We start from the raw sequence: 24200 nt of genomic DNA, 5'->3' as shown, positions 1-24200 counted from the left end.
AGACTATGACCCAGCCCGCCTTTCCTGCCATTATCGAAGGTAGCGGCGATCTCGCCGCGTTTTTGACGGCCAACAAACAGGACGTCGATGCCGCGCTCGCCAATGCCGGGGCGCTGCTGTTTCGCGGTTTTGACGTGGGCGATCCGCAGGCATTCGATGCGGCGGTTGAGGGGTATGGGGAGCCGGGCTTTACTTACGAAGATTCGCTTTCCAACGCCGTGCGCACCAATGTTACGCCGCGCGTGTTCACCGCGAACGAAGCGCCGCCTTCGACCGAGATTTTCCTGCATCACGAAATGGCGCAGACACCGCTTTATCCAAGCAAGCTGTTTTTTTATTGCGAAATCGCCCCGGACAGCGGCGGTGCAACGCCGCTATGCCGGTCCGACTGGGTGCTGGCAGAGCTTGAAAAACATGCGCCCGGCTTTGTGACCCGTGCCGAGAAGGAGGGCGTGCGATACACCAACGTGATGCCGGGCTGCGATGATGCAGGATCGGGTCAGGGGCGCAGCTGGCGCAGCACCTTGAGTGTATCCACACGCGAAGAGGCCGAGGCGCGCCTCACGGTTCTTGGCTATTCATGGGAATGGCAGACGGATGACAGCTTGCGCGCGACCACCCCCGCCCTCCCCGCCATTCGCACAATTTCCGATGGACGGCGGACATTTTTCAACCAGTTGATCGCGGCCTTTCGCGGATGGGCAGACAGCCGCAACGATCCCAATCGCGCGATTACTTTCGGCGATGGCAGCCCGATCACTGCCGGGGATATGGCCCCGGCAATCGCGGTCGCCGATGAATTGACGGAGGATCTGGCATGGCAGGCGGGCGACGTCGCCTTGGTTGACAATTTTCTAGTCATGCATGGTCGCCGCCCATTCTCTGGCAAACGCCGTGTGCTGGCCTCGCTGATCGCCTAGGCTGCGCGGCGGCGCGCGGCTGTCAGCCAAACCGCCGCATTGCCGATTATTAGCGCGCCGATCAGTGCAGCAAAGACCGCGCCCGGCCCGTCTGCGCTTGCGGCACCCAGCGGCGAAAACAGAAGATAGGCCGCGATTACACAGCTGAACAGTGTAACGGCCAGCGGCTTTGCAAAATGCCACGGCGTCATGTCCACTTGCTCGTTCCGGGTAAAGCACCATGCTTCCTTGCGCGGGGCAAGCGATCCGCACGCGAGCATGATTGCGACCTCGACAACAAACAGGATCGCATATTGATGGATGAAATGCAGCGTCACTGCATCTTCCAGCACAAACCGCAGCACCGCGTAGGTGACGACGTGAAACACGATCACGACCTTCGCGCCCAGCGCCGGAACTCGTGCAGTGAACAGGCCCACAATCACGATGACAACGGTCGGAATGTTGTAAAAGCCGGTGAAGATGCGGATGATCTGCCACAGCCCCTCCGGCGCGAGCGCAAGCATGGGCGCAACCACGAAAGAGAACAGCGCGATCACAACGCTCGCGATCTTGGCCACGCGCACAAGCTGCGTATCGCTTGCCCTGCCGCCCATTGCGGGCGCGTAAACATCCAGACTGAAGAGGGTGGCGGCGCTGTTGAGCAACGAGTTGAATGAACTGAACACAGCGCCAAGCAGCACGGCGAGGAAAAAGCCGGAAAGATAGACCGGCAGCACATCGCGGATCAGGCGCGGATACGCCTCGTCAATTGTGCCCAGCCCTGGTCCATAAAGATGAAACGCGATCACGCCGGGGATCATCATCATGAATGGCACGAGGATTTTGAAAAAGCCGGAAAACAGCACACCCTTTTGCCCTTCGGCAAGGCTTTGCGCGCCAAGCGTTCTCTGGATCACATATTGATTGGTGCACCAGTAAAACAAGTTCGCAAAAATCATGCCGGTGAAGATCGTGCCGAACGGCGTCGGGTCGGATGCCGAACCGATGGCATTCAGTTTTTCCGTGTTTTCGGTGGTCAGCTGCGTCAGGCCTGCACCGAAGTCTCCGCCCCCCAACGCGATCAGGCCAAACACCGGGACAAGAATGCCGATGATCAGCAGTCCTATGCCGTTCAGCGTATCCGAGATTGCAACCGCTCTTAGCCCGCCGAAAACCGCATAGATTGAACCGGTCACTCCGATCACGACCACCATCGCGACCAAAGCCTCAAAATCTCCGAGCCCGGTCAGGGCGGGCACATCGAACAGTGCGATGACCGCAAGGCTGCCTGAATAAAGCACGCTGGGAATGGTGACGAGGCCGTATCCCAGCATGAACAGCACCACAGACATTCGCCGCACAGTCGGGTCGAAACGGTCATTGAGGAACTGCGGCAGCGTGGTGAAAGCGCCAGCAAGATATCTGGGCAGGAAGACCAAAGCCATCGCGATGGTCGCCACCGCTGCCGTCACCTCCCACCCCATGCTAGACATGTTGAACCCGTACGCCGATCCGTTCAGCCCGATCAGCTGTTCTGCCGAAAGGTTCGTCAGCAGCAGGGACCCTGCGATGAAGGTCGCCCCCAGGCCGCGCCCGGCGAGGAAATAGCCGTCTTTCGTATCTGCGGTTCCGCGCGTTTTATACCAGCTGATCCAGCCGACCAGCCCCATGAAGAACGCGCAGCTTGCCAGCGTGAAAATAAGGTTGTCACCGGTCACGGCCTGTCGCCCTCGTCCAAATCCGCAAGCAGCGTCTCGTAATGCTCACCGAGCGTGTCTTCGCCAAACTCGGGCGTCAGTTCATCGCGGTATGTGCCGGTTTGAGAATCGAACACAAGCATGCTTTGGGTGGCGTAATATTTGGCGATCCGCGCATATTCCGCCTTTTCAGCGAACCAGCCTGAAAACGGCGCACCAATCGACAGCAGCCGCGCTGCCGCATCAAACATGGCGGGCGAAATCGACCGGAATTTCGGCTCAAGGCCAGCCTTGGCAAAGATCAGCTCGCCCTGTTCTCGAAGCGAAATCGCCGGTCCGGGTCCGCCAATTGGGAGCACCTGATTGCGCGAGGCACTGCCGGAAACGCAATCTGCAACGAAGCGAGCAAGGTCGCGGTCACTGATCGGCTTGCACCGTGTCAGCTCTCCGTTGCCGAAAAGCAGAAAGGCTTTTCCCTTTGCGACGCGCGCGACCTGACCGGAGAGTGATTTGAAATATGCCGTGGGGCGAACGATGGTGTGGTCAATCGCGCTCGCGATCAGTTCTGCCTCGAATGCAAGTTTGGCATGTTGAAACGCGAGCTGCGGTTTCTGCACACAGATTGCAGACAGCAGCACGAAATGCTGCGCGCCGCCCGCCACGGCAGCGCCCAGCAGGTTGGCGTTGGCCTGATAATCAACTGCGAGCGCATCTTTTGGGGAGCCACTGCGCGAAGCGATGCAGGATACGACCGTATCGATATCGCCGATCTGTAATCCATCAGACAGCTCTGAAAGAAAAACATTCGCCCCAGCTTTTTCCAGCGATTCTGCCGCCGCGCGGCCCGATGCGCTGTCGCGCAAAATGCAGGTCACGGCGTGCCCATCGGCCAGCAACGCGGCCGCCGTCGCCCGGCCAATCGTGCCGCTGGCTCCGGCCACCAAAACCCTAAGATGCTGCGCCCCGTCCTTCACGGGACGAGGCCTTAGCGCATCACCACAGGACGATATAGAGGCCGACGAGAATCGCTACTGTGGTTGCAGCGAGCGTGTTGAACAGCGGAGTTGTGCCAAAGGCGATATCTTTGAGCTGCACGGTCCGTTCTTCTTCCGGCGCGCCTGTCATCCGCGACACGATTGCCGCAGTAACGATGCCGACAACGAACACGATCCATATCCGCACCACGAATGGCAGATCAGGGAACGCCGCATTGACGATAAGGTTGAGCACGACCGAGCCAACGAGCGCGGTGTAAGCACCGACGGTGTTGGCCTTTTTATCAAAGAAGCCCAGCAGGAAGACAATGACGATGCCCGGTGCGATATAGCCGGTGTATTCCTGAACCGTCTGGAACGCGCTTTCAAAACCGCCGATAAATGGACGCGCCAGCACCAGCGCAATCGCCATCGCTACAAAAGCGGAGATCCGCCCGACGGTGACGTAATGCTGTTCGGCGCGGTCTGGCCGCGCGCTGCGATACAAATCCATCGTGAAGATCGTCGAGATCGAATTCATCATCGATGCGAGCGAGGAAACCACGGCGGCAATCAACGCCGCGAACACCAGTCCGCGCAGACCCGCTGGTGCAAAGCCCATCAGTTCACCGTAAGTCCGGTCCGATGAAGCAGAAAGCGCGGCTGCATTGAGATCGCCCTGCTGCGCAAGGATCACCGCAGCGATGCCGGGAACCACCACGATAAATGGCACCAGCAGTTTTAGAAACGCGGCAAATGCCAGCCCCTTTTGCGCCTCGCCAAGGTTTTCTGCGCCAAGCGCGCGCTGGATGATATACTGGTTGAACCCCCAATAGCTGAAATGCAGCACCCACAATCCGCCCAGGATTGTCCAGATACCCGGCAGGTCGAAATAGGCCGGATGGTCCTCATCCAAGATCATTTCAAAATGGCCCGGCATTTCCTGCATCAGGAACGCCATGCCCCCGGCAGCGCCATCTGCTGGCAGCGCGTCGAGCGCAAACCACGTGATCGCCAGACCGCCGATGATCAGAATGACCACCTGAATAATGTCCGTGAGCGCCACCGCTTTCAGCCCGCCATAGAGCGAATACAGCGCAGCGAACGCCGCCAGCGCCATCATCGATCCCATGACGCCCCAGCCGGTGAGCGAGTCCACTGCCAGCCCGCCGAGCCACAGCACTGTTGTAAGGTTCACGGCCGTATAAAGCGCGACCCAGAACACGCTCATGAGGTTTTTCACACCCTCGCCGTACCTCTGGTTGAGGAATTGCGGCATGGTGTAAATCTTGCGTTTCAGAAAGATCGGAAGGAAGTATTTCGCCACAATCAGCAGGACGATCGCCGCCTGCCATTCATACGCTGCAATCGCGACGCCAACGGCAAACCCCTGTCCAGATTGGCCAATGATCTGCTCTGCCGAGATATTGGATGCGATCAGCGATGCACCGATAGCCCACCACGGCAGCGCGCGCCCGGCGAGGAAGTAATCTTCCGTGTTCTTTTCATGCCCCGCAGGTTCGCGGCTTACGAATAGCGCTATGCCCAGCAATGCAAGCGCATAGCCCGCAATGATGATGATATCGATGGTCTCGAGTGTCACGTTGCATACTCCCCCACAGGCTCTGGCTCTTTGCGGCCCTCACCCGATCCGTTGTTATTATCAGCTCAGAATGAGCATTCTGCCCCCTCGGCAGCGTCTTCCTGGGCAATCTCGTAAACCTGCATGGCGAACGGCGCATCGGACCGGATCGTCAGCGCATTGCCAAGCCCCGCGATACAAGCTGGCGTCAAAACCATTTCGCGCCAGCCCTTACCCGCTGCGACGGAGAATTCCTGCGTCACGTCCAGGGTGCTGCCGCCGCTGGCAATCACAACCGGGCCTGCCGGGCGCTGCTGCACCTGATAGGTGATACGGAATGCATTGCCGCCTTGCGGGCCGCTTAGGTCGAGTGCGGTTCCGGGACCGAAAGTGATGGCGCGCGCATCTTCCTGCGCGTTGCGGTCAATCCCGCGCGCGGCGATGCCGCCAGCCTCTCCGCGAAGATCGGGAAGTTCGGTGCCTTTGGACAGCGCCTTTACCCGGTCGGCAAGCCGGCCTGCGGTGAACCAGTCCGATCCGCCGCCAGCCGTCAGCGCAGCGCATTCTTCGCTGAGCATGGGCAGCGGCGCGGCGCTATCCAATGATGCGCCAAAACCAACCGGGAATAGCGCGCCTTCTGCGCTGTTGAGCGGGGCGCCGTTGCAATCGGAAGGCCAGCTGAACGAAAGTTTGCCTGTGGCCGGCACATTGCCAAACAGCACGTCGGCCACCCCTGCGCCTTCGCTGCCGGGCAGCCATGCCGCGACGAACGCATCGGCCACGTTAAGCTCGCGGTTGACCCACATCGGGCGGCCCGAGAGGAACACCGCGACGGTAGGCACGCCCTCAGCCTTGAACTTGCGCAGCAATTCCAACCCTTCGGCGTCGCGGTAAGCCAGGTCTTTCCGGTCACCGACAAATTCTGCGTAGGGTTCCTCGCCAAAGATGACGATCGCCGCGTCCGGCTTGGCCGAACCGGCAATCTCGCCATCTTCTGCAAGGAACGCGCTGCTGCCGCCTTGCGCTGCGACATCCTTGATCCCTTGAAGGATGGATGTCGCGCCGGGGAAGCTGGCATTGGTCAGCTCGCCGCCGCCTTGCCAAGTAATGGTCCAGCCGCCCGATTGCTGCGCGATGCTATCGGCTGCGCTGCCCGCAACAGCGATGTTCGCCCCGCTTTTCAGTGGGAGCACGCCGGTGTTTTTGAGCACGACCATCGATTTCGCTACCGCTTCGCGCGCAATCGCGCGGTGTGCGTCGGAACCAAGCAAATCCCAGCGTCCGCCATATGTTCGCTGCGACGGCGCGACCTCTCCGCCCAAGATACCGGCGCGCTGTTTCAGCCGGAGAACGCGCCCGACCGCCTCGTCAATGCGCGCAAGCGGGATTGTCCCGTCACGCACCTGCGCCAGAGTGTTCTCGTAAAGACCTTTCCAGTCTTCGGGCACCATGTAGACATCCAGCCCGGCGATCATCGCCTGCGGACAATCGGTGTTCGTGCATCCCTTGATCTGTCCGTGACCGTTCCAGTCCCCGACGACCAAGCCTTCAAATTGCATTTCATCGCGCAGCAAATCTGTCAGCAAAGCCTTGTTGCCGTGCATCTTCTTGCCATTGATCGAGTTGAAGCTGGCCATCACCGACCCCAGCCCCGCTTCGATTGCGGGCGGATAGGGCGTTACGTGAATGCGTTTAAGATCCTCGATATTGCCGTTGACTTCGCCCTGATCGACGCCTTGCGCTGTGCCGCCATCGCCAAAGAAATGCTTTGCCGTGGCGATCACATGACCATCACCCAGAAAGCCTACCGTACCCGGCTGGCCCTGCAACCCTTCCACCATGGCGATGCCCATCTGGGCAACGCGCGCGGGGTCTTCGGAATAGCTTTCGTAGGTCCGGCCCCAGCGATCATCGCGGGCCACAGCCACCGTCGGAGCGAACGTCCAGTCGATGCCCGTTATTTCGATTTCGAGCGCAGTCGCCGCGCCGATGCGGCGGATGAGATCGGCATCGCCCGTCGCGCCAAGGCCGATATTGTGCGGAAAGATCGTCGCACCGATTACGTTCGCGTGGCCGTGCACCGCATCGGTGCCCCAGATCGTGGGAATTACCGGCTCGTCCCCGTCCAGTGGGCCTGTCGAGGCCTCCCAGAACTCGTCAGCCAGTTTCAACCAGTCTTCGGCAGGGGCAAAATCATTGTTGTAAGGGCCGGAATTGCCGCCGTTCAGAACCGTGCCAAAGCGATATTTTTCGACATCGGTTGGCGTGATCGAGGAAATGTCAGGCATGATGAGCTGCGCGACTTTTCGCTCCAGCGACATGCGCGAAAGCAGGTCCGCGATTTGCTGCTCATCGGCGGATAGCGCCGTATCGGGTGGCGAAGTGTTCGCCGCTGCGCCCGCCGAGGTTTGAACCGGGGTTCCGGCGCATGCAGAAAGCAGCCCAACACTGGCACTTGCAGCCAGCAGCCGCACAAAAGTACGCATTTCGGTAGTGTCCCTCCCAAGACATGGCACGTTCTTCGAAAACCCGATATGAGAACGTTCACAATATCGCTTTGGTCGCATGCGTGAAAGCAAAAATCAAGACTTCATGCACGTCTGGAAACCGTTGCCAACAGGATCGCAGCAAGGCCAGCAAAACACGCAAACAGGACAAAAAGCGCGGAAAATCCGAAACCCGGCACCAATGTAAGGGTGAGCCACGGCATCACGATAGACGGGACGGTGTTGGTAAGGTTGAAAATGCCGAGATCGCGCCCGCGATGCTGCGGCAATGGCAGCACGCGCAAAGTCTGACTGGAATGCAGCGACAAGAACACCGACGCTGAAATGCCGAACAAGACATAGCCCACAATCGCCAGTGGCAGATCGGCGGCTCCTGCCATCGCCGAAAGGCCTACCCCCGCAAAAGCCGCACTCGCTACAAGCGGAGCAAGCGGGCGCTGCACCCGGTCGGACCAGCGCCCCAGAAGCAAGGTGAGCGGCACAGAAACGATCAGCACCGCGCTGAATATATTTGCAGCCGTGTTCTCATGAAAATCGGGCACGATCGAACGCAGCCAGAACAACAGGAAAGCGAACAACCCTGCCTCGGATATCTGCACCAGAAAGCGCGCAATCCACATCTTGCTTACTGCGGAGCGCGATGCGGCTTTTTGGTCCGTGCTCAGGGCTTTTGCAGCAACGGGCCGCATCAGCTCCTCCCGCTCCTTTCCCCGACCAAAAATGACCACGGGCAATACGAGAAGCGCCACCAGAACCACATTAGTCGGCAGCCGGTATTCTGTGGCCACCAGCATCTCGAAGGTGACAAGCGATCCGGCCATTCCGCCAAGTGCGGGCGCGATTGCAAACAATCCGCCTAGCAAACCTTTCTGGCTGTCAGGTACACAGTCGCCCGCCCATGCAAGCAGCGGCGCGAGCATCATGTTCAGCCCGATCTGCCACGCCATTACCAGAACGATCAGCATCTCAACCGATTGCGCCCGGCCAATCGCAACCAGCAATGCGCTGGATATAATCAGGCCGGTGACGATCCACGGAACCCGTGTTCGGGTGCGGTCGCTCACCATCCCGAACGCGATGTTTGCGATGCTGGCGATGATCGCGCCGAAAAACGTTACCCGCGCCAATGCCGGCACGTCTTGCGCGCCTATCAATCCGGTGATTTTCAGCGGCAAAAGGACGGTGAGCAGCGGCACGTAGGCAACCGCTCCGCCGCCCACCGCCAACGCAAGCAGGGCAAGAAACCAAAACGGCTGGCGATCATCGGGCGCGGCGCTGCCTGTCATGGTCACTGCCCGCGCGGCGCAGCGTCAGCCGCGAGCGACCGGTCCGGTAGAGGCGCGCTCCACCAGCTGCGCCGGCACATCGATAACGTCGGTGACCGGCGGCGCTTTACGGGAATTGATCAGGTGCTCCACCGCAATCGAAACCGTTTCTGCGATCGGTTGGTCCACCGCCGACAGCGGCGGCTGGGAAAACCGCACGATGGGTGTGTTGTCGAAAGAGATCAGCGATATATCGCGCGGCACGTGCATCCCGCGGTCACGCGCCACTTCCAACGCGGCGAGCGTCATCTGGTCGCTACTGCCAATGATGGCGGTCAGACCCGGCTCCCGGTGCAGCAACGTGCGCGCCGCCTGAGTGCCGGACTCGTATCCGAAATCGCCGGTTTCGCACAGTCCTTCGGCGCTAAGCCCGTGTTCTTCCATCGCACGGCGCCAACCATCGACGCGCCATGCGCTAAGGCTGTATTGATCCGGCCCGGCGATCATTGCGATCTTGGTATGGCCCAATTCTATCAAGCGCTTTGCCGCGTCGTAAGCTGCGCCTTCATCGCCCATGGTTAGGCGGATGCCCGGCCCGTCATCAGTTGATCCGATCCGGGCAAACGGGATGTTGCGCTGCGCCAGCAGACGTTTGATCTGCACGTTTTCCGAGTGCGGCGGGGTCAGGATTACGCCGTCAGGCTGCAATGCGGAAACGGTGGCGCCCAATTCGCGCTCGACATGATCCGCATGCGTATCGACCAGCTCCACAATCATGCGGTAGCCATGTTTTGAGCAGGTCAGCGTCCCGCCCAGCAGCATCTGGTCCACCCAGTCTGTACCGGTCCGTTCGCGCCAGTCCGACAAAGTGCGTTCGCGGTCATTGATCGCAAGGATCAGGTAGCTGCGCGACCCGCTCATCCTTTGCGCCGCGAGCGACGGAACATAGCCAAGGCGGTCGATCGAGGATTGCACCCGCTCGCGCATTTGCGGGCGGACATTGGGTTCATCGTTGATGACGCGGCTCACGGTTTGCAGGGACACTCCTGCATCCTCCGCAACTTCGCGGATCGTGACTGAATTGCGACGCCTAGCCATGAATGTCCCGTCAATTGCCGCCTTAACCAAACCCCGTCAGGGGCTATAGCAAGGAAATCTAGCCTTGCACGCGGCGACTGCAACTAAATGAGAAAGAGGGGACTCTGCCCCCTGCAAAGCCCCCTCCTCATCTCGTTCGCTTGGTCTCTCCCCTTAGAAATCGAAGCGAGCGAGGAAAGTGAACCGGCGATCATTACGGAACGCCGAGCGGGTGATGCGTGTCCCGTCAAAATCGACCACCTGGCTGGTTTCCGTGATCTCATCGAGCAGGTTCACACCTTGGACGCCCAGTTTGAGATATTCGGTCACCGAATAGAAGATCGAGGCATCGAGCTGCCCGGAATCTTCCTGCCAGATTGGCGAGAACGGGAAGATGTCATCACGCGGTGTGATCAGGAATTCCGACCGCCAGTTATATGCAGCACGCGCTGCGAACGGTCCTTTTTCATAAAAAACCGTCGCGTTGAACGAATGCTTCGAAATGCCTGCCAGCGGTTGCTGGTCGACAAACGCACCGCCGCCCAGTTGGTCAGACGCCGATGTGATGGATGATTGCCCCACTGCCGAAAGGTTCGGGTTGGAGAAATCGCTGCCATCGACGTACGTGTACGTGCCCTGGAAACCCAGCCCGTCGAGCGGGCCCGGAAGGAAATCGAAAGTTTGCTGGTAGGCAAGCTCGAAACCCTTCAGCAATCCGCTCTGCGCGTTGGTCGGCCCTTCGACGGCAACGACAACCGGCACACTCGCTTGGTAAGTAACCGTATCGAAATCGGTATCAATGAACCCGTCGACATCTTTCAGGAAGCCGGACAGGGTGATCGAACCCACATCGTCGAAATACCATTCGACCGACAGGTCGTAGCTCCAGATATCAACCGGAAGCAGGTTCCGGTTACCGGTCGAAAGCGCGAACAGCGGACCGTTTGCCAGCGCATCAGCGCCCGCATTTGCCAGTGCAACGGTGTTATCGCCAATCCCGCCGCCAGCTCGGAACAGCTGAAGATCGGGGCGTGCGATGTTACGCGAAGCCGCTGCACGGAACAGCAGCCCGCCACCTACATCAAGCTTGGCATTGAAGCTTGGCAGCCAATGATCGAAAGTGATGTCACGGTCATCGACTAGGACTTCGCCTGTAAATGCCGAGGCAAATTCAGCCAATCGGGCATCCGAAAGCGCACAAATACCGGCAAGGCTGATCGGCGGGGGAGCATTGCTTCCACCCGGGCTACAGCCGACGGTCAATTCCGACACCTGCACGACGCCATCACCATTGCCGCCGCCAACTTGCACGCCGTTTTCAATGACTGGTGTGTCAAAGCGGCTTGGGTCCGGCAGGCCGATCTGGCCCCGCGTGCTGATTTCGGTTTCGACATAGCGAAGACCGAAATTGCCCTCGAGATTCCAACCATTGTTGAAGTCATGCCCGAAATCGATCCGGGCGTAGGCTGCCTTGGTCGTCTCAGCAACGACCGACACTTCGCCGGGGCAGAACACGCCTTCGATATCACAAGGCACAACTTCGCCAGTCAATTCATCGGCAAAGAAACGGCCGTTGACGCCATAATTGAAACGCTCTGGCGACTGGCCGAATTCCTGGACTTCCGCGAATTGCTGATCGGTCAGGCCCGACAGATACTCGCCAAGGAAATCATCCCCGCCGAAATAGAACGCGCCGCCATTCTGGATCGGGACGGGCGAATTGCCGCGCTGGAAATTATCTCCGAACGGAGTGCGGTATTGCGAGAAGCCCGGGAATTCATCGACGAAGGCGCCGCCTGCAATCGCGGATTCCTGACCCGGCAGGCCGGTGTAATACCGTCCCGGAATGAAGCCGTTGCCGAACGGACCCGGACCGCTGGCACCGCAGCCAGACCCTTCACCCCATGGCGCACAGCCTGCGCGGCCCGCCCACGGAGCGGACAAGTTGCCCCAGGTGCTGAAATTGGTGTTGCGGGTGGTGCGATCACGGTCTGCCCAGCGCGCGCCGAAACGCGCAGCTTTGAAGAAGCCTTCGTCGCTGATGTCGTATTCGGCATCAAAACGCAGGCTGTCGAGGCCGCCCTCGTTCTGCTCTCGGCTATCAAGACCAAACCAGTAATAGGTGTTGAAACCGGACGTGAAGTAATCCGCCTCTGCCCCCGGAGGCGCGAGGAACTGGATGTTCGGAACGCTGCCAGTGAGGTCAAGATCGATGTTAGCCCAGGTGCTGAGAGCACCGAAGACGGAATCGCGCGAAAGATCGGAGCTGATGGTCTGCGCTTCAAAATTGACGCGGAAACGGTCCGTGACATTCCACTGCAGGTCGAGCGAGAAATCTTCCGTGGTGGATTCAAGTCCGCGCTGGAAACGCAGCGAGTCAATCGGAATACCGCCGCGGCCAAATGGCGTTGCATAGGCATCGCCGGGACGCTGCGTCAGGATGCCGCTCTGGAAGATACCGTTTTCGTCGAATTGCAGCGTGCTGCCATCGGCCGCGACCGGGAACAGCAATTCGTCATCGACACGCGCGATTAGCGCGAACTCGTCGGTATCGAATGTGGTATCAGAACGAAGCCATTCAAATGTAGCGATGAAATCGCCGGTCGGATCTTCGTATTGGACCACAGCTGACCATGCCTCGCGGTCACGGTCGAGATCGGTCGAGCGTACGCCAGCACCTTTCGGCACGAGGACCGACCCTTCTGGCGGGAAGTTCGACGCGTCGAAGTTCGAATCGCCAACAAAGCCGCCCGATCCGACGGAAAGAGCGCGCAGACATGGCCCGTCGAGCGAAGCGTCACGGAAACAAGGATCGGCGACCTGCGATGCGTCCGTGCGGCTTTTCAGCTCCGACTTGGCATAGGCAAGCTGGAAGCCGAGCGACCCGGCAGGGCTTTCATATGTGGTTGAACCAAGGACGGAAAATTCAGGCGACCACTCTTCGCGAAGATCACCGTAATTGTATCCGACCGTTCCAGCCAGACGCGTGCCGGGATTGTCGAGCGGCTTGCGCGTGACAAGGTTCACGGTGCCCGAAGGACCGCCCTCGACCATGTCGGCGGTAACGTTCTTGAACACTTCAACCCGGCCAAGCAGCTCTGGCGAGACATCGTTGAAGCTGAGCGTACGGCCGCCCGTTGCGGAAAAGATGTCGCGGCCGTTCAGTTCGGAACGGGCAAACGGCAGACCGCGAATGATAACGCCGGTACCTTCGACCGAGAAACGGTCAGGGTCGGTGGTCTTTTCAAAACGGCCGATCGTGATGCCGGGAATACGCTGAAGCGTTTCAGCAACCGAGCGATCCGGCAATGCGCCGATGTCTTCTGCGGTCACCGCATCGACAAAAGTATCCGAATCCCGCTTGATATTCTGGGCATTCTCAAGCGAAGCACGGAAACCGGTAACGATGATATCGCTGGAATAATCCGCTTCATCAGCAACCTCGGCCTCAGCCGGATCAGTCTGATCTGCATCCTGCGCCATGGCAGGAGCAGCGATCATGGCAGACATCGCTAGACCGGATGCCGTGCTCAACGCGAATAAGCGCCGCGTAGGCGCAATACGTGCCGTGTTCATGTAAGTTATTACCTCCCCAAGACCCCATTTAAGGGTTCATGCCCTTTATGAGCTGTTGCAGGCGTAGCGAAAAATGTTAGCGTTCACAAGAGTTGCAATATATTGTTCACAAAGCGGCGATGCAGTGTGGGATTTTCCCCACACCTGCGATGATGTAGAAGCATAAAAAAGCGCACTGATGAGGATCGAATGGCAATCAAGAATATCGTGATCGTGGGTGGCGGGACCGCCGGATGGATGGCAGCAGCGGCGCTTTCACGCCTGCTTAAAGGAAACCATCTGGCGGTTACCCTGATCGAATCGGAGCAGATCGGCACGGTCGGCGTGGGCGAGGCGACCATCCCTCCGTTCGTCGAGTTCAACGACCTGCTCGATATCGATGAACGCGAAATGCTCTCCGAAGTGCAGGGCTCTTTCAAACTCGGCATCCAGTTCGAAAACTGGAACAAGATCGGTGACAGTTACATCCATCCGTTCGGCGCATACGGCTATCCCATGGGCGGCATCTCGTTCCACCACCTGTGGCACAAACTGGCGCAGAGCGGCGACAACCGCCCTATTCAGGTCTTCAATGTCGAAACAATGGCAGCGTATTTCGGCAAATTTGCGCGGACAGAAGATTATTCGAAAGACCGCGGGGACCTGCCGCCAGTCAATTATGCCTATCACCTTGATGCCGGCAAATATGCAGCATTCCTGCGCAAATATGCAGAGCGTCGCGGGGTCGTGCGGCAGGAAGGCAAAGTCGGCGATGTCCAGCTTGACGGCGACACCGGCAACATTGCGTCGGTCACGATTGAAAACGGCCCGAAGATTTCAGGCGACCTCTTTGTCGATTGCTCTGGCTTTCGTGGATTGCTGATCGAGCAGGCGTTGGAAACAGGGTATCACGATTGGAGCCATTGGCTGCCGTGCAACCGCGCCGTCGCCCTTCCCTGTCAGCGCGAAGACGGTGGCCCGCCGCCGCCCTTTACCCGCGCCACGGCCCATAAGGCAGGCTGGCAATGGCAGGTTCCGCTGCAGCACCGCAACGGTAATGGCCATGTCTATTGCAGCGACTTTATGGAGGATCAGGAAGCCTTGGACATTCTGGTCGGAAACATTGCGGGCAAACCGCAAGCTGACCCGAACTTCCTGCGTTTCACCACCGGTCATCGCAAGAAATTCTGGAATAAGAACGTGGTGGCCCTTGGCCTGGCCGCAGGTTTTATGGAGCCGCTGGAATCCACCTCGATCCACCTGATCAACACCGGGATCGACAAGCTTGTATCAATGCTGTCGCTAACCGGGATCACACAGGCCCAGCAGGATACCTACAACCGCCTGACAGAGCGAGAATATGCGCGCATTCGCGACTTCCTGATCCTGCATTACAACGCGACATCGCGCGACGATTCCGAATTCTGGAATTACGTGCGGACTATGGATGTGCCCGATACGCTGACTCAGAAAGTCGAGCTGTTTCAGGCCAGCGGCCAAATCTTCCGCGAGGAAGATGAGCTATTCACCGAAACCAGCTGGGCGGCCGTCATGCTTGGCCAGGGCATCGACATGAGCGGCCATAACGCCATGGCAGATACTCTGCTGCAGGCTGGCACCCGCAAGGAAATCGACGAGATGGAACAGTCCATCAAATTCCTCGTGCAGCATATGCCGGGGCACGGCGATTACCTCGCGAAATATTGCCCCGCCAAAGCGGCATAGGGCCGAGGTTTGCGGGCCGCGTGATAGATGAAAGGCTTGAGAACGTTATCAAAACGGATTGAATGTGACCGCATCAACGCGGCACGATGGCGGGAGAGGGATGCCTCTATGAAATCGAAGTTTTTTGGTGCGGGCGCAGCCGCGATCCTATCGTGCACGGCAATCTTCGCACCGCCTTCCGCCGCGCAGGATGACGCTGCGATCCGCGCTCTGGATGACCAACTGCCCGGCGACCTCGTCAATGATCCGTCCCGCATTGACTGGCAGAGTTACGGCGCAGACCTTGAGGCAAGTTCGGTTGTCGATGAAAGCATCCCCGGCGGCGGCGCAGCGCGGCGGTTCGAGGTAAAGCGCGCCTCCGAACGCATCTACACCGCCGGGACCAACATCCCTTTGATCAGGAATGTGTCACGCGGCGACATCATTACGGTCGGTTTTTATGCGCGGACGCGGTCTGCCGATACCGAGGATGGGCGCGGCGTCGTGCGTGTTCGGTTTCAACGAAATGCAGAACCGTTCCCCGGGTTTGGCGAGCAAACGTTCACAATCGGGACGGAATGGGCGTGGTACGAAGTCTCCGCCGAAGCAGAGCAGAAACTTCGGACCAAGGACGGGATCATTGCCCTGCAATTTGGCCGGACGCGTCAAACGCTTGAAATCGGGCAGGCGATCGTCGTCACCGGAGCGCCGAAAATCGCCGATCAAGGCCTAGTCACCGTGGCTGCTGCGCGCGCCGATGTGCCCGATCTGGAAATGCCCGACGGGCTGGCGCAAACCGGCACCCTGCTTAACAATCCTGCGCAGGCTACATGGAAATTCGGCGGATCGGCGGGCACCTATTTCAACCGTGAAGAACCCGAAATCTGGATGATGAAAGCCACCCGCTTCGATGTCACAAGCCCCGGCACCGAACTGACCGATCTATATGCCACCGTGCCCATCGCACAGGCCATAACAAAGGGCGACAATCTCACCATTGCGATTGCCGCCAAGACGGTGGGAACGGATGCTGCTGATGGCAAAGCTGTTGCCGCGTCACGCATTCAAGGCACTGCGCCGCCATTCGAAGCTTTCGCCTCCAACCGTTTCAAGGTTGGCGAGAAATGGCAGCTCATCAAGATCAAGACGCAGGCGCCGCGTGACTACACGGCCGGCGGTGCGGAACTGCAGCTGTATTTTGGTGGTTCGCAGCAGTCGGTCGATCTTGGCCCTGTATACATTTTCCGCGATCAATAGCCCCTCATGCGAGGTCGATATTGCCGTTTACCGTAAAGCTGTTACGCCTTGGCCATTAGTCCAATACCCCAGCTTTTCACGGAGACTGCGATCTTGAAACCCGTCTGCCTTGCCCTCGCCTCGACTGCCCTCGCCCTTGTTCCGGCAGCGGCGCTTGCCGATACGGTGGTTTTGACCGCAGACGCGATGGTCGATGTGGAGCGAGGCGAGATCGTGGCCGATCCGGTTGTTACGATAATCGACGGAATAATCACGGATGTCGCCACGGGCGAAGCGCCGCAAATCGATGGCGCTGACTATATCGACCTTGCGGGCAAGACGATCCTGCCCGGCCTTATCGATATGCACGTCCACCTTACCAGTGACAGCGACCTTCACGGGTATAAACGGCTTTCTGTGTCGGACGAGGCAGCGACCATCACCGGGGTCGTAAATGCCAAGACGACGCTGATGGCGGGGTTCACCACGGTCCGCAATGTCGGCGCCGGCAGCTTCGGCGATGTGGCTCTGCGCGATGCCATCAACGAAGGCGATATCCCCGGCCCGCGTATGCTCGTCTCTGGCCCTCCCATCGGTATCACGGGGGGTCACTGCTCCGATAACAATTTGCTGCCACCGGAATACGAAGCATCGGGAGAGAACGTCGCCGATGGCCCGTGGGCGGCACGCTCCGCTGTGCGCAAGAACCGCAAATACGGTGTGGACCTGATCAAGACTTGTTCAACCGGCGGGGTGCTTTCCAAGGGGACCAAGGTGGGGGCGCCGCAATACACGGTCGAAGAATTGACTGCGCTAACCGAAGAGGCGCACAGCCACGGCCTCAAAGTCGCAAGCCATGCGCATGGCAGCGAAGGTATCGTCAACGCGCTGAAAGCGGGTGTCGATACGGTTGAACACGCCAGCTTTATCGATGATGAAGGTATCCGGCTCGCCAAGGAAAGCGGCGCGTATCTTTCCATGGATATCTATGTGACCGAATTCATTCTGGGCGAAGGTGAGGCGGCAGGCATTCTCCCTGAAAGCCTGGAGAAAGAACGGCTGGTCGGCCAGACCCAGCGAGACAATTTTCGCAAAGCGCATGATGCCGGTGTCAAAATGGTCATGGGCACGGATGCCGGGGTTTATCCGCACGGCGACAATGCCCGCCAATTATCGCGCATGGTGCAATTCGGCATGACCTCTGCCGAGGCAGTCCGCGCTGCAACGCTGAATGCCGCCGATGCTTTGGGATTGTCCGGCACAGTCGGCATCATCGCGCCGCAGGCTTCTGCCGATATCGTCGCGGTGGATGGCAACCCGCTGGCGGACATCTCAACCCTTGAAACCGTAACTTTCGTCATGAAACGGGGCGAAGTCTTCAAGAGTGAATAGCGCACCGCGAGTGTGCGAATGGCTCCGAAACCTTGAATAATCGGCTTACGTCTAACGTAATATAATTGCGCCAAGTCGATCTTTCTGTTCCGCCCTTGCGCAAAACACTGGTATATTTGCAACATAAGGCTTGGAAGCGTGATCCAAAACGCACTTTCCAAGGGCCGCGATATTGACTTCCACATTGCAGCGCAGCGAACATATTGCGTCGCAACAACAAAGGATCGTCATGTCCCCACTTACGAACACTGTCGCAATCAAGCTCTCTCGCAATGCTCTGCTGCTGGCCGCAGCGAGCGCAATGCCATTCGCTGCACACGCTCAGGAAGCTCCGCCTTCTGATGATGTGACCGAAGGCGAAGCCATCATCGTCACCGGCTCGCGCATCGCGGTCGATCCGAACATCGGCTCCCCTGCGCCGGTGATCGCAATCGATGCCGAAGCTTTGACACAAGCTGGCACATCCGATGTTGTTGATATTCTGCGAGACATTCCTGCCCTTTCGACATCCACCACGGCAGAAGGCTCAATCGACGGTGTTTTCGGTGAAGCGGTCGGTCAGTCGATCCTGAACCTGCGCGGACTTGGCGCCAACCGCACCCTCGTCCTCGTCAATGGTCGCCGCCATGTATCCGGTGTTGCCGGTGAGCAGGCGGTCGATATCAACTCAATTCCGACGGCTCTGATTGAGCGGGTCGAAACCCTGACCGGCGGCGCTTCATCGCTGTATGGTGCCGACGCTGTCACCGGTGTTGTGAACTTTGTCCTGCGCGAGGATTTTGAAGGGCTAGAAGGCAACGTCCAGTCGGGCATTTCATCCGAAGGTGACGCCTTCCGCATCAACGCAGACCTGACCTGGGGCACCAATTTTGCCGATGGGCGCGGTAATTTCAATATTTCCGGCGCATATTCCAAGGCAGATGAACTGCAGTTCGGTGATCGTTCGTTCTCCCAGAACAATGGAATTTTCGATGATCAGGGCAACCCTGCTCTGCGGTTCCAGACCGGAGACATCACTGCTGATACCCCGAACTTTGCAGGCAGCGCGCCCGGATCGCTGATACCCACAACCGATCTCGGTTTCACGCCGACTGCAGCCGAGCAGATTCTGATCGACCGTGCGGCAGGGGCAACCACGCGCTTTATCGCTACCGATCCGCGCTTCTCGCTTTCATCGGCAGGCGGCATTGTCGCACCGGGCGATATCGGCCTCAGCAATGGCCCTGACATCAACGGCAACGGGATTGCCGACTGCCTTGAATCAGCGGTCGGTTTCAACAGCACGTTCGAGCCAGGCGCATTCGGTCTGGCTGGCGGCTGCGCTGTCATCAATGGCGATGGCAGCCTGTCCGTTTACGAGGACGGCCTTGTCACCGGTATCTTCAACCAGTTTGGCGGCGACGGAATTCAGAACAATTTCGACGTCAATTCCCTGATACCGGAAACCGAACGCTGGTCGGTCAATGCCAACCTTACCTATGAATTTTCGGATGAGGCGACGTTCTTTTTCGAAGGCAAATACGTATCGAACTCGGCGGAATTTCAGGCTCAGCCGAACACCTTCTATGACCTTCTGACCATCCGGGCCGACAACCCGTTCATCACAGGCGATCTGGAGGATTTTGTTGCGCCGCTGTTCTTTGGCGACGGTGTTGAAGAAGGTCTCTATCTGACACGCGATCCGGCTGATCTTGGCCCGAACCGTGACCGCAACGAATTTGAAACCGTCCGCTTTGTCGCTGGTCTGCGCGGGGATATTACGGATCATTTCGCTTACGAGATCAGCGGGAACTACGGCAAATTCAAACAGACCACCTTCGATAACAACCGCGTTATCATGGACCGTTTCTTCGCGGCCATCGACGTGGTGAGCGACCCTGTTTCGGGTAATCCGATCTGCCGTTCGGACATTGATTCCACCCCGCCCGCCACCACGCCTTTCGGCATTCCCGTGGGCGATCCCGGCTTCTTCACCTTCAATCCAGGTGATGGCTCATGCGCGCCTGCCAACGTGCTTGGCGGAATTGGTGCGATCAGCGACGACGCAATCGATTTCATCACGGCCACCATCGAAAACGAATTCGAGCTGGAGCAATTGGTCTTCAGCGCGATTTTCACTGGCGACACCGGCGCGGTCCTTGAACTGCCGGGCGGCCCAATCGGTTTTGCGACCGGTTTCGAATTCCGCGAAGAGCAAAGCACGTCGAATTTCGACCCGCTGGTTCGCGGTGTTGTCCCGGTTACGACAGCCGATGCAAACGCCGGCGATCTGCTGCGTGATCTGGATAATCCCCAGAACTCGCTCGTGTTCGACCCGGAATCGATCATCAACAATTCGTCCGGCGAATTTACAGTGTACGATCTGTTTGCAGAAGTCCGTTTGCCGATCCTGTCGGGCGTCCCGTTCGCAGAGGCGTTCGAAATCACGGGTGCAGCGCGCTATTCGAACTATTCGACTGTTGGCAGCACGTTCACATGGAATGTCGGCTCCGTTTGGGCTCCGACAAGGGATATCCTGTTCCGTGGTAGTTACGCCCAGGCCGTGCGCGCGCCTAACATCAACGAACTGTTCGATCCGCCGCAGGGCACCACCTTCCGCCCTATCGATCCATGCGATGTGGATGAACTTGCGACCGCAGATGATCCTGCACTGCGTCAGGCAAATTGCACCGCGTTTTTCAACACGCTCGATTTCGATCCGACGTTCGGCACAGGCACATACACCTATGTCGATCCGCTGACCGCGCGTTTCTCCGGTTCGATCGCGGGCAACCCCGATCTTGAAGAAGAAACGGCAACCACATGGACGGTCGGAACGCAAATCACGCCGCGCTTCCTGCCCGGCTTCATCCTCAGCGTCGATTACTACAACATCGAAATCGAGGATGCGATCGACCCGGTGGGATCACAGGATATCGTCGATAACTGCGTCGATAGCTCGACCATCGATAACGAATTCTGCGCAGCAATCGACCGGCGCGAAGACAATGGCGGGTTTTCTTTCCTGCGTCAGGTTCCACTGAACTTTGCGCGCCTTGAAACCTCTGGCGTCGAAGTGTCGGCTGCATACCGTTTCGATATTGGCGAGCACGGCTTTACCCTCAATGGCAGCGGAACCTGGGTGGAAAAGCTCAATTCGTTCTTCGACCCGAGCGACATCACCAAAGTCGATCCGGAACTGGGCGAATTGCAGCGTCCCGAATGGGCAGCCCGGGCATCCGGGACGTGGGATTATGACCGCGTCAGCTTCACCTGGAGCACGACCTTCCTCGACAGTCAGGGCCTGCGCTCTGTCGAAATCGAGTCCGTCGGTGTTGGCAACACGTTCCAGTTCACCGAAGAAAACGGCATATCCAGCAATGTGTTCATTCACGACATCGCGTTTGATTTCGAAGCGAGCGACATGCTGAATGTCTATGGCGGGGTGAACAACGTGTTCAACCGTAAGCCGTTCGTGACCGAGCAGGGTTATCCAGTCAGCCCGGTTGGCACACTCTTCTTCCTCGGCGCGCGCGTTACCCTTTAACCGCACCTGTCGGAGGCACACCGGAAAGGCGGGGCGGCACATCGCTGCCCCGCCTTTTTCGTGCCCGCTGCATTTTTGAATGCGGCAATTTAGCGAACTTTCATCAAATCGCGCTAACCGGTGCAGCCATGAAACGTGTTTGCTCCATATTGCTGCTTGCCCCCCTTGCGCTTTTGGGAGCATGCGGCCTTGCGCCCGAAGAGAAACTTGCAGAGGCGCACGGCAGCCTTGCCGAGCATGATTACACCGGCGCAAAAGTCTACTTGGTCTCTGCGCTCAAGGATTTGCCGGGCGATACAGATGTGCTGGTTTTGCTGGCGAAAACACAGATCGCAATGGGCGATGGTGACGGCGCGCTGGCATCTCTGGATCAGATCGACCGGCAAGCTGTGCCAGCTGGATCAAACGATCAGCTGAGCTCGCTTCGCGCCGAGGCTGAATTGCTGCGCGGAAACTTTACAAAGGCGCTTGATCAACTGGGCGAACCGGCAAATGCCGACACCGCCCGGATCGCAGCGTTAGCGATGCTGGGCCTTGGCGAGGTTGCGAAGGCCCGCTCAGCGGTCGAGGCGGACATGGAATTGCCGGGCAACAAAGCGGGGCTGTTAGCGGTTCTCGCGCGGATCCAGCTTGGCGAAGGTGACGTCGATTCTGGTCAGGAGACGGCGCAGGCCGCGCTCCGCGCCGATCCTGAAAACATCGACGCGCTGCTGGCATCGGCGGCGGCGGCACGCACCGCCTATGACATTCCGGCGGCGCTCGACGCGTTCGAAACCGCAAGCGCGCTATACCCGCAAAATCTTGCAGCGCGCATCGGTATCGTGGCCGCGCTTGCTGATATGGGCCGGCTGGATGATGCGGGGCAGGCCATCGGGCAATTGTCCGAAATGGCGCCCAAATCGATTGATGTCATTCACATGCGGGGCAAACTGGCACTTGCCGAGGGGGATTGGGAAAAAGCGCGCGCAGTGCTGCAACCGCATGAGCGCGCTCTCATCGAAAACCCGTCAATGCGCGCCACCTATGCAACCGTATTGCTGCGCGCCGGGCAGGCGGCACAGGCGCTGATCCTGCTGCAGGAACTGGTCGAGCAAAACCCGGCAATGCGCGAACCACGCACGCTTTTGGCGGAGGCGCAGCTGCGCTCTGGCGAACCCGGCGCGGCCCTTTCTACAATCAGGGTGCTGGCAATGCGTCCCGATGCGCGGCCAGAGGAACTCAAACTTGCCAGCGAAGCGGCAGCAGCGGCGGGCGACAGCTCGGCTAAACGATATGAGGGCCGGATCGCAGCAGCAACGCCCGAATGGATCGGGGGTGAACTGGCAAAAGCGGACGCCGCGCTACGCAACAAACAATGGCAGGTCGCCGCCGACAGTTATGAAGCGATCAACGATCGTTCGGCGCGGCCGAATGCGATGGTCCTCAACAATCTTGCCTTTGCGAAATCACAGATGGGGCAAAGCGAGCAAGCGGCCGAGATCGCGTTGCAGGCAGTAGCAATTGCGCCGGATCACCCCGCCATTCTGGATACCGCCGGCTGGCTGCTGGTCGACACCGGCAAAGACAAGGCGCGCGGCCTAGCGATGCTCCAGAAAGCGAGCGAACTGGCGCCTCAAAACACCGCAATCGCCCGGCGCCTCAGAATTGCCAAGAGCCGCTGATTGCGGCGCCCGGATACGGGTGAGGCCGCCCCGGTATTGCGCAATGCGCAGTGCCCGAGCGGCCTCTTGATCGAAGACTGAATACACAGCCTTGAACGGTAAAATGGAATTTAAGCGAACGCAGGTTGGCCCTCGAAAGCCGATGCTGCGCGCGGGCGGCGACGCACCAGGCCAAGGCCGAACAATGCGATGGCGAGCAATACGAGCATTCCGCCCGGTGCAGGAACAGGGGTCCCACCGCTGCTGGTGCCACCGCTGGTGCTGGTGCTGGTTTGCTGGCCGCTGGCCGAAGACACGTGGCCTGCTCCGGTGATCGACTGATAACGGACGAAGAAATCGTCTAGCGTCAGCGATGTTGGTGCGCTCAGGAAATTCAGCGTCAGCGAACCTGTTCCGGTTTCGCCGTTAAGGACGCCGTTCTTATTACCCGCACAAGAGCCTGAAAAAGCGGCCTTGAAGCATACATCGACCGAACCGATCCCGTTCGGGTAGTTCGATCCTGTCAATGCCGTGTCGAAAGCGCCTGTCGAGACCGCACTGCTAATGTCGGGGTCTGTATTAAACGCGAAGCTGGAAATGCGCGACGAAACACCGTCGCTTGACGTGTTGGTGACGGAATAATCGAATTCATAGGTTGTTCCGTCCACCCCTGTCAGCGTGAAGACCGTGAGCGCGGAAAGCCCATCAATCGTCTGACCGTCGGCAAAGCCATCATACTCGATAGTAAAGCTTTCACCGACATCGCCCGCCCCCAGCATGATTGGTTCGGCCATTGCTGGTAAAGCGAAAACTGCGCCTGCGAATGCGAATATTGCTGAAAGTTTTCTGATCATCATGCCAGTCACCCCGGTTCCGTCCTCAAAAAGGTTTACGAACATGAGAGCAAGTGCCGTGCCAAACGGGGTTTTGCTATTAGCACAATGGTTAACGCCGTTTCGGCCCAAGCTGAAGTGTAAAGAAATCCGACAACTCGAATTCAACCGCTCATCTGGTGCATTTAACCGAATTAAGTTTATTGCAAAAGAATCAACAACAGCCATGCGACAATCCATTTGCCATTTTTTAAAGAAAATGCGCATTGCCCACTTGCAGTTTGACTTGTTTTAGGATCACTCTGTCGCA

General features: G+C 58.7%; 15 protein-coding genes. 7 read left to right on the top strand and 8 right to left on the bottom strand.

Translation table 11 applies throughout. The annotated features are described in order from the left end of the window. Positions 1-5 precede the first annotated feature (5 nt). Positions 6-920, top strand: coding sequence for a TauD/TfdA family dioxygenase (locus tag ACGHU1_RS04375; protein WP_390583811.1), 915 nt, complete (start codon positions 6-8; stop codon positions 918-920). On the opposite strand, the gene ACGHU1_RS04370 is transcribed toward ACGHU1_RS04375, so the two are convergent. The 7 genes from ACGHU1_RS04370 to ACGHU1_RS04340 all read right to left on the bottom strand — a co-directional run bounded on the left by ACGHU1_RS04370 (position 917) and on the right by ACGHU1_RS04340 (position 13505). Beyond that, on the bottom strand, positions 917-2620 hold the full coding sequence (locus tag ACGHU1_RS04370) for a solute:sodium symporter family transporter (RefSeq protein WP_390583809.1): 1704 nt from the start codon (positions 2618-2620) through the stop codon (positions 917-919). The genes ACGHU1_RS04375 and ACGHU1_RS04370 overlap by 4 nt on opposite strands. Further along, positions 2617-3540, bottom strand: a complete 924-nt coding sequence (locus ACGHU1_RS04365) for an NAD(P)H-binding protein (RefSeq protein ID WP_390583807.1) — start codon at positions 3538-3540, stop codon at positions 2617-2619. Before ACGHU1_RS04365 ends, ACGHU1_RS04370 begins: the two co-directional genes overlap by 4 nt. 52 nt (positions 3541-3592) lie before the next feature. Further along, on the bottom strand, positions 3593-5176 hold the full coding sequence (locus tag ACGHU1_RS04360; protein ID WP_390583806.1) for a sodium/sugar symporter: 1584 nt from the start codon (positions 5174-5176) through the stop codon (positions 3593-3595). Positions 5177-5241: 65 nt separating this feature from the next. After that, positions 5242-7641: a glycoside hydrolase family 3 N-terminal domain-containing protein gene (locus ACGHU1_RS04355; protein WP_390583804.1), complete on the bottom strand. Its 2400-nt coding sequence runs from the start codon at positions 7639-7641 to the stop codon at positions 5242-5244. Between the two features lie 104 nt (positions 7642-7745). Beyond that, positions 7746-8948 carry an MFS transporter gene (locus ACGHU1_RS04350; protein ID WP_390583802.1) on the bottom strand — a complete coding sequence of 401 codons (1203 nt, stop codon included), beginning with the start codon at positions 8946-8948 and terminating at the stop codon, positions 7746-7748. Positions 8949-8972: 24 nt separating this feature from the next. Next, positions 8973-10025 carry a LacI family DNA-binding transcriptional regulator gene (locus ACGHU1_RS04345; RefSeq protein ID WP_390583800.1) on the bottom strand — a complete coding sequence of 351 codons (1053 nt, stop codon included), beginning with the start codon at positions 10023-10025 and terminating at the stop codon, positions 8973-8975. A 153-nt stretch (positions 10026-10178) separates the two neighbouring features. Beyond that, entirely contained in the window at positions 10179-13505 is a 3327-nt protein-coding gene (locus ACGHU1_RS04340; protein ID WP_390583798.1) for a TonB-dependent receptor domain-containing protein, read from the bottom strand. 264 nt (positions 13506-13769) lie between these two features. Between ACGHU1_RS04340 and ACGHU1_RS04335 the strand changes: the two genes are divergently transcribed. The 5 genes from ACGHU1_RS04335 (at position 13770) to ACGHU1_RS04315 (ending at position 23078) form a co-directional block, all read left to right on the top strand. After that, positions 13770-15284, top strand: coding sequence for a tryptophan halogenase family protein (locus tag ACGHU1_RS04335; RefSeq protein ID WP_390583797.1), 1515 nt, complete (start codon positions 13770-13772; stop codon positions 15282-15284). Positions 15285-15392: 108 nt separating this feature from the next. Continuing rightward, the gene (locus ACGHU1_RS04330) at positions 15393-16520 is read left to right on the top strand and encodes a hypothetical protein (protein WP_390583795.1); all 1128 of its coding nucleotides are present in this window, start codon (positions 15393-15395) and stop codon (positions 16518-16520) included. Between the two features lie 93 nt (positions 16521-16613). Next, positions 16614-17891, top strand: coding sequence for an amidohydrolase family protein (locus tag ACGHU1_RS04325; RefSeq protein WP_390583793.1), 1278 nt, complete (start codon positions 16614-16616; stop codon positions 17889-17891). Between the two features lie 229 nt (positions 17892-18120). Beyond that, positions 18121-21417 carry a TonB-dependent receptor domain-containing protein gene (locus ACGHU1_RS04320; protein WP_390583791.1) on the top strand — a complete coding sequence of 1099 codons (3297 nt, stop codon included), beginning with the start codon at positions 18121-18123 and terminating at the stop codon, positions 21415-21417. A gap of 128 nt (positions 21418-21545) precedes the next feature. Further along, complete coding sequence (locus tag ACGHU1_RS04315) at positions 21546-23078, top strand: tetratricopeptide repeat protein (protein ID WP_390583789.1); 1533 nt, start codon at positions 21546-21548, stop codon at positions 23076-23078. A gap of 110 nt (positions 23079-23188) precedes the next feature. Here ACGHU1_RS04315 and ACGHU1_RS04310 read toward each other — a convergent pair whose 3' ends face one another. Continuing rightward, a complete protein-coding gene (locus ACGHU1_RS04310; RefSeq protein WP_390583787.1) occupies positions 23189-23851 on the bottom strand; it encodes a cistern family PEP-CTERM protein in 663 nt (220 codons plus the stop codon). Here ACGHU1_RS04310 and ACGHU1_RS04305 point away from each other — a divergent pair. Further along, positions 23835-24185, top strand: coding sequence for a hypothetical protein (locus tag ACGHU1_RS04305; protein ID WP_390583785.1), 351 nt, complete (start codon positions 23835-23837; stop codon positions 24183-24185). The genes ACGHU1_RS04310 and ACGHU1_RS04305 overlap by 17 nt on opposite strands. The last annotated feature ends 15 nt before the right edge of the window (positions 24186-24200 follow it).

It is taken from the genome of Erythrobacter sp. MTPC3, assembly GCF_042854385.1.
Classification (GTDB): domain Bacteria; phylum Pseudomonadota; class Alphaproteobacteria; order Sphingomonadales; family Sphingomonadaceae; genus Erythrobacter.
This window is presented reverse-complemented; position numbering and strand designations above follow the sequence as displayed.

Coding starts and splice junctions, on each gene's coding strand:
- ACGHU1_RS04375 (WP_390583811.1), top strand. CDS start 6: ATGACCCAGCCCGCCTTTCCTGCCATTATCGAAGGTAGCGGCGATCTC.
- ACGHU1_RS04350 (WP_390583802.1), bottom strand. CDS start 8,948: ATGACAGGCAGCGCCGCGCCCGATGATCGCCAGCCGTTTTGGTTTCTT.
- ACGHU1_RS04330 (WP_390583795.1), top strand. CDS start 15,393: ATGAAATCGAAGTTTTTTGGTGCGGGCGCAGCCGCGATCCTATCGTGC.
- ACGHU1_RS04320 (WP_390583791.1), top strand. CDS start 18,121: ATGTCCCCACTTACGAACACTGTCGCAATCAAGCTCTCTCGCAATGCT.
- ACGHU1_RS04340 (WP_390583798.1), bottom strand. CDS start 13,505: ATGATCGCTGCTCCTGCCATGGCGCAGGATGCAGATCAGACTGATCCG.
- ACGHU1_RS04310 (WP_390583787.1), bottom strand. CDS start 23,851: ATGGCCGAACCAATCATGCTGGGGGCGGGCGATGTCGGTGAAAGCTTT.
- ACGHU1_RS04345 (WP_390583800.1), bottom strand. CDS start 10,025: ATGGCTAGGCGTCGCAATTCAGTCACGATCCGCGAAGTTGCGGAGGAT.
- ACGHU1_RS04335 (WP_390583797.1), top strand. CDS start 13,770: ATGGCAATCAAGAATATCGTGATCGTGGGTGGCGGGACCGCCGGATGG.
- ACGHU1_RS04315 (WP_390583789.1), top strand. CDS start 21,546: ATGAAACGTGTTTGCTCCATATTGCTGCTTGCCCCCCTTGCGCTTTTG.
- ACGHU1_RS04355 (WP_390583804.1), bottom strand. CDS start 7,641: ATGCGTACTTTTGTGCGGCTGCTGGCTGCAAGTGCCAGTGTTGGGCTG.
- ACGHU1_RS04305 (WP_390583785.1), top strand. CDS start 23,835: ATGATTGGTTCGGCCATTGCTGGTAAAGCGAAAACTGCGCCTGCGAAT.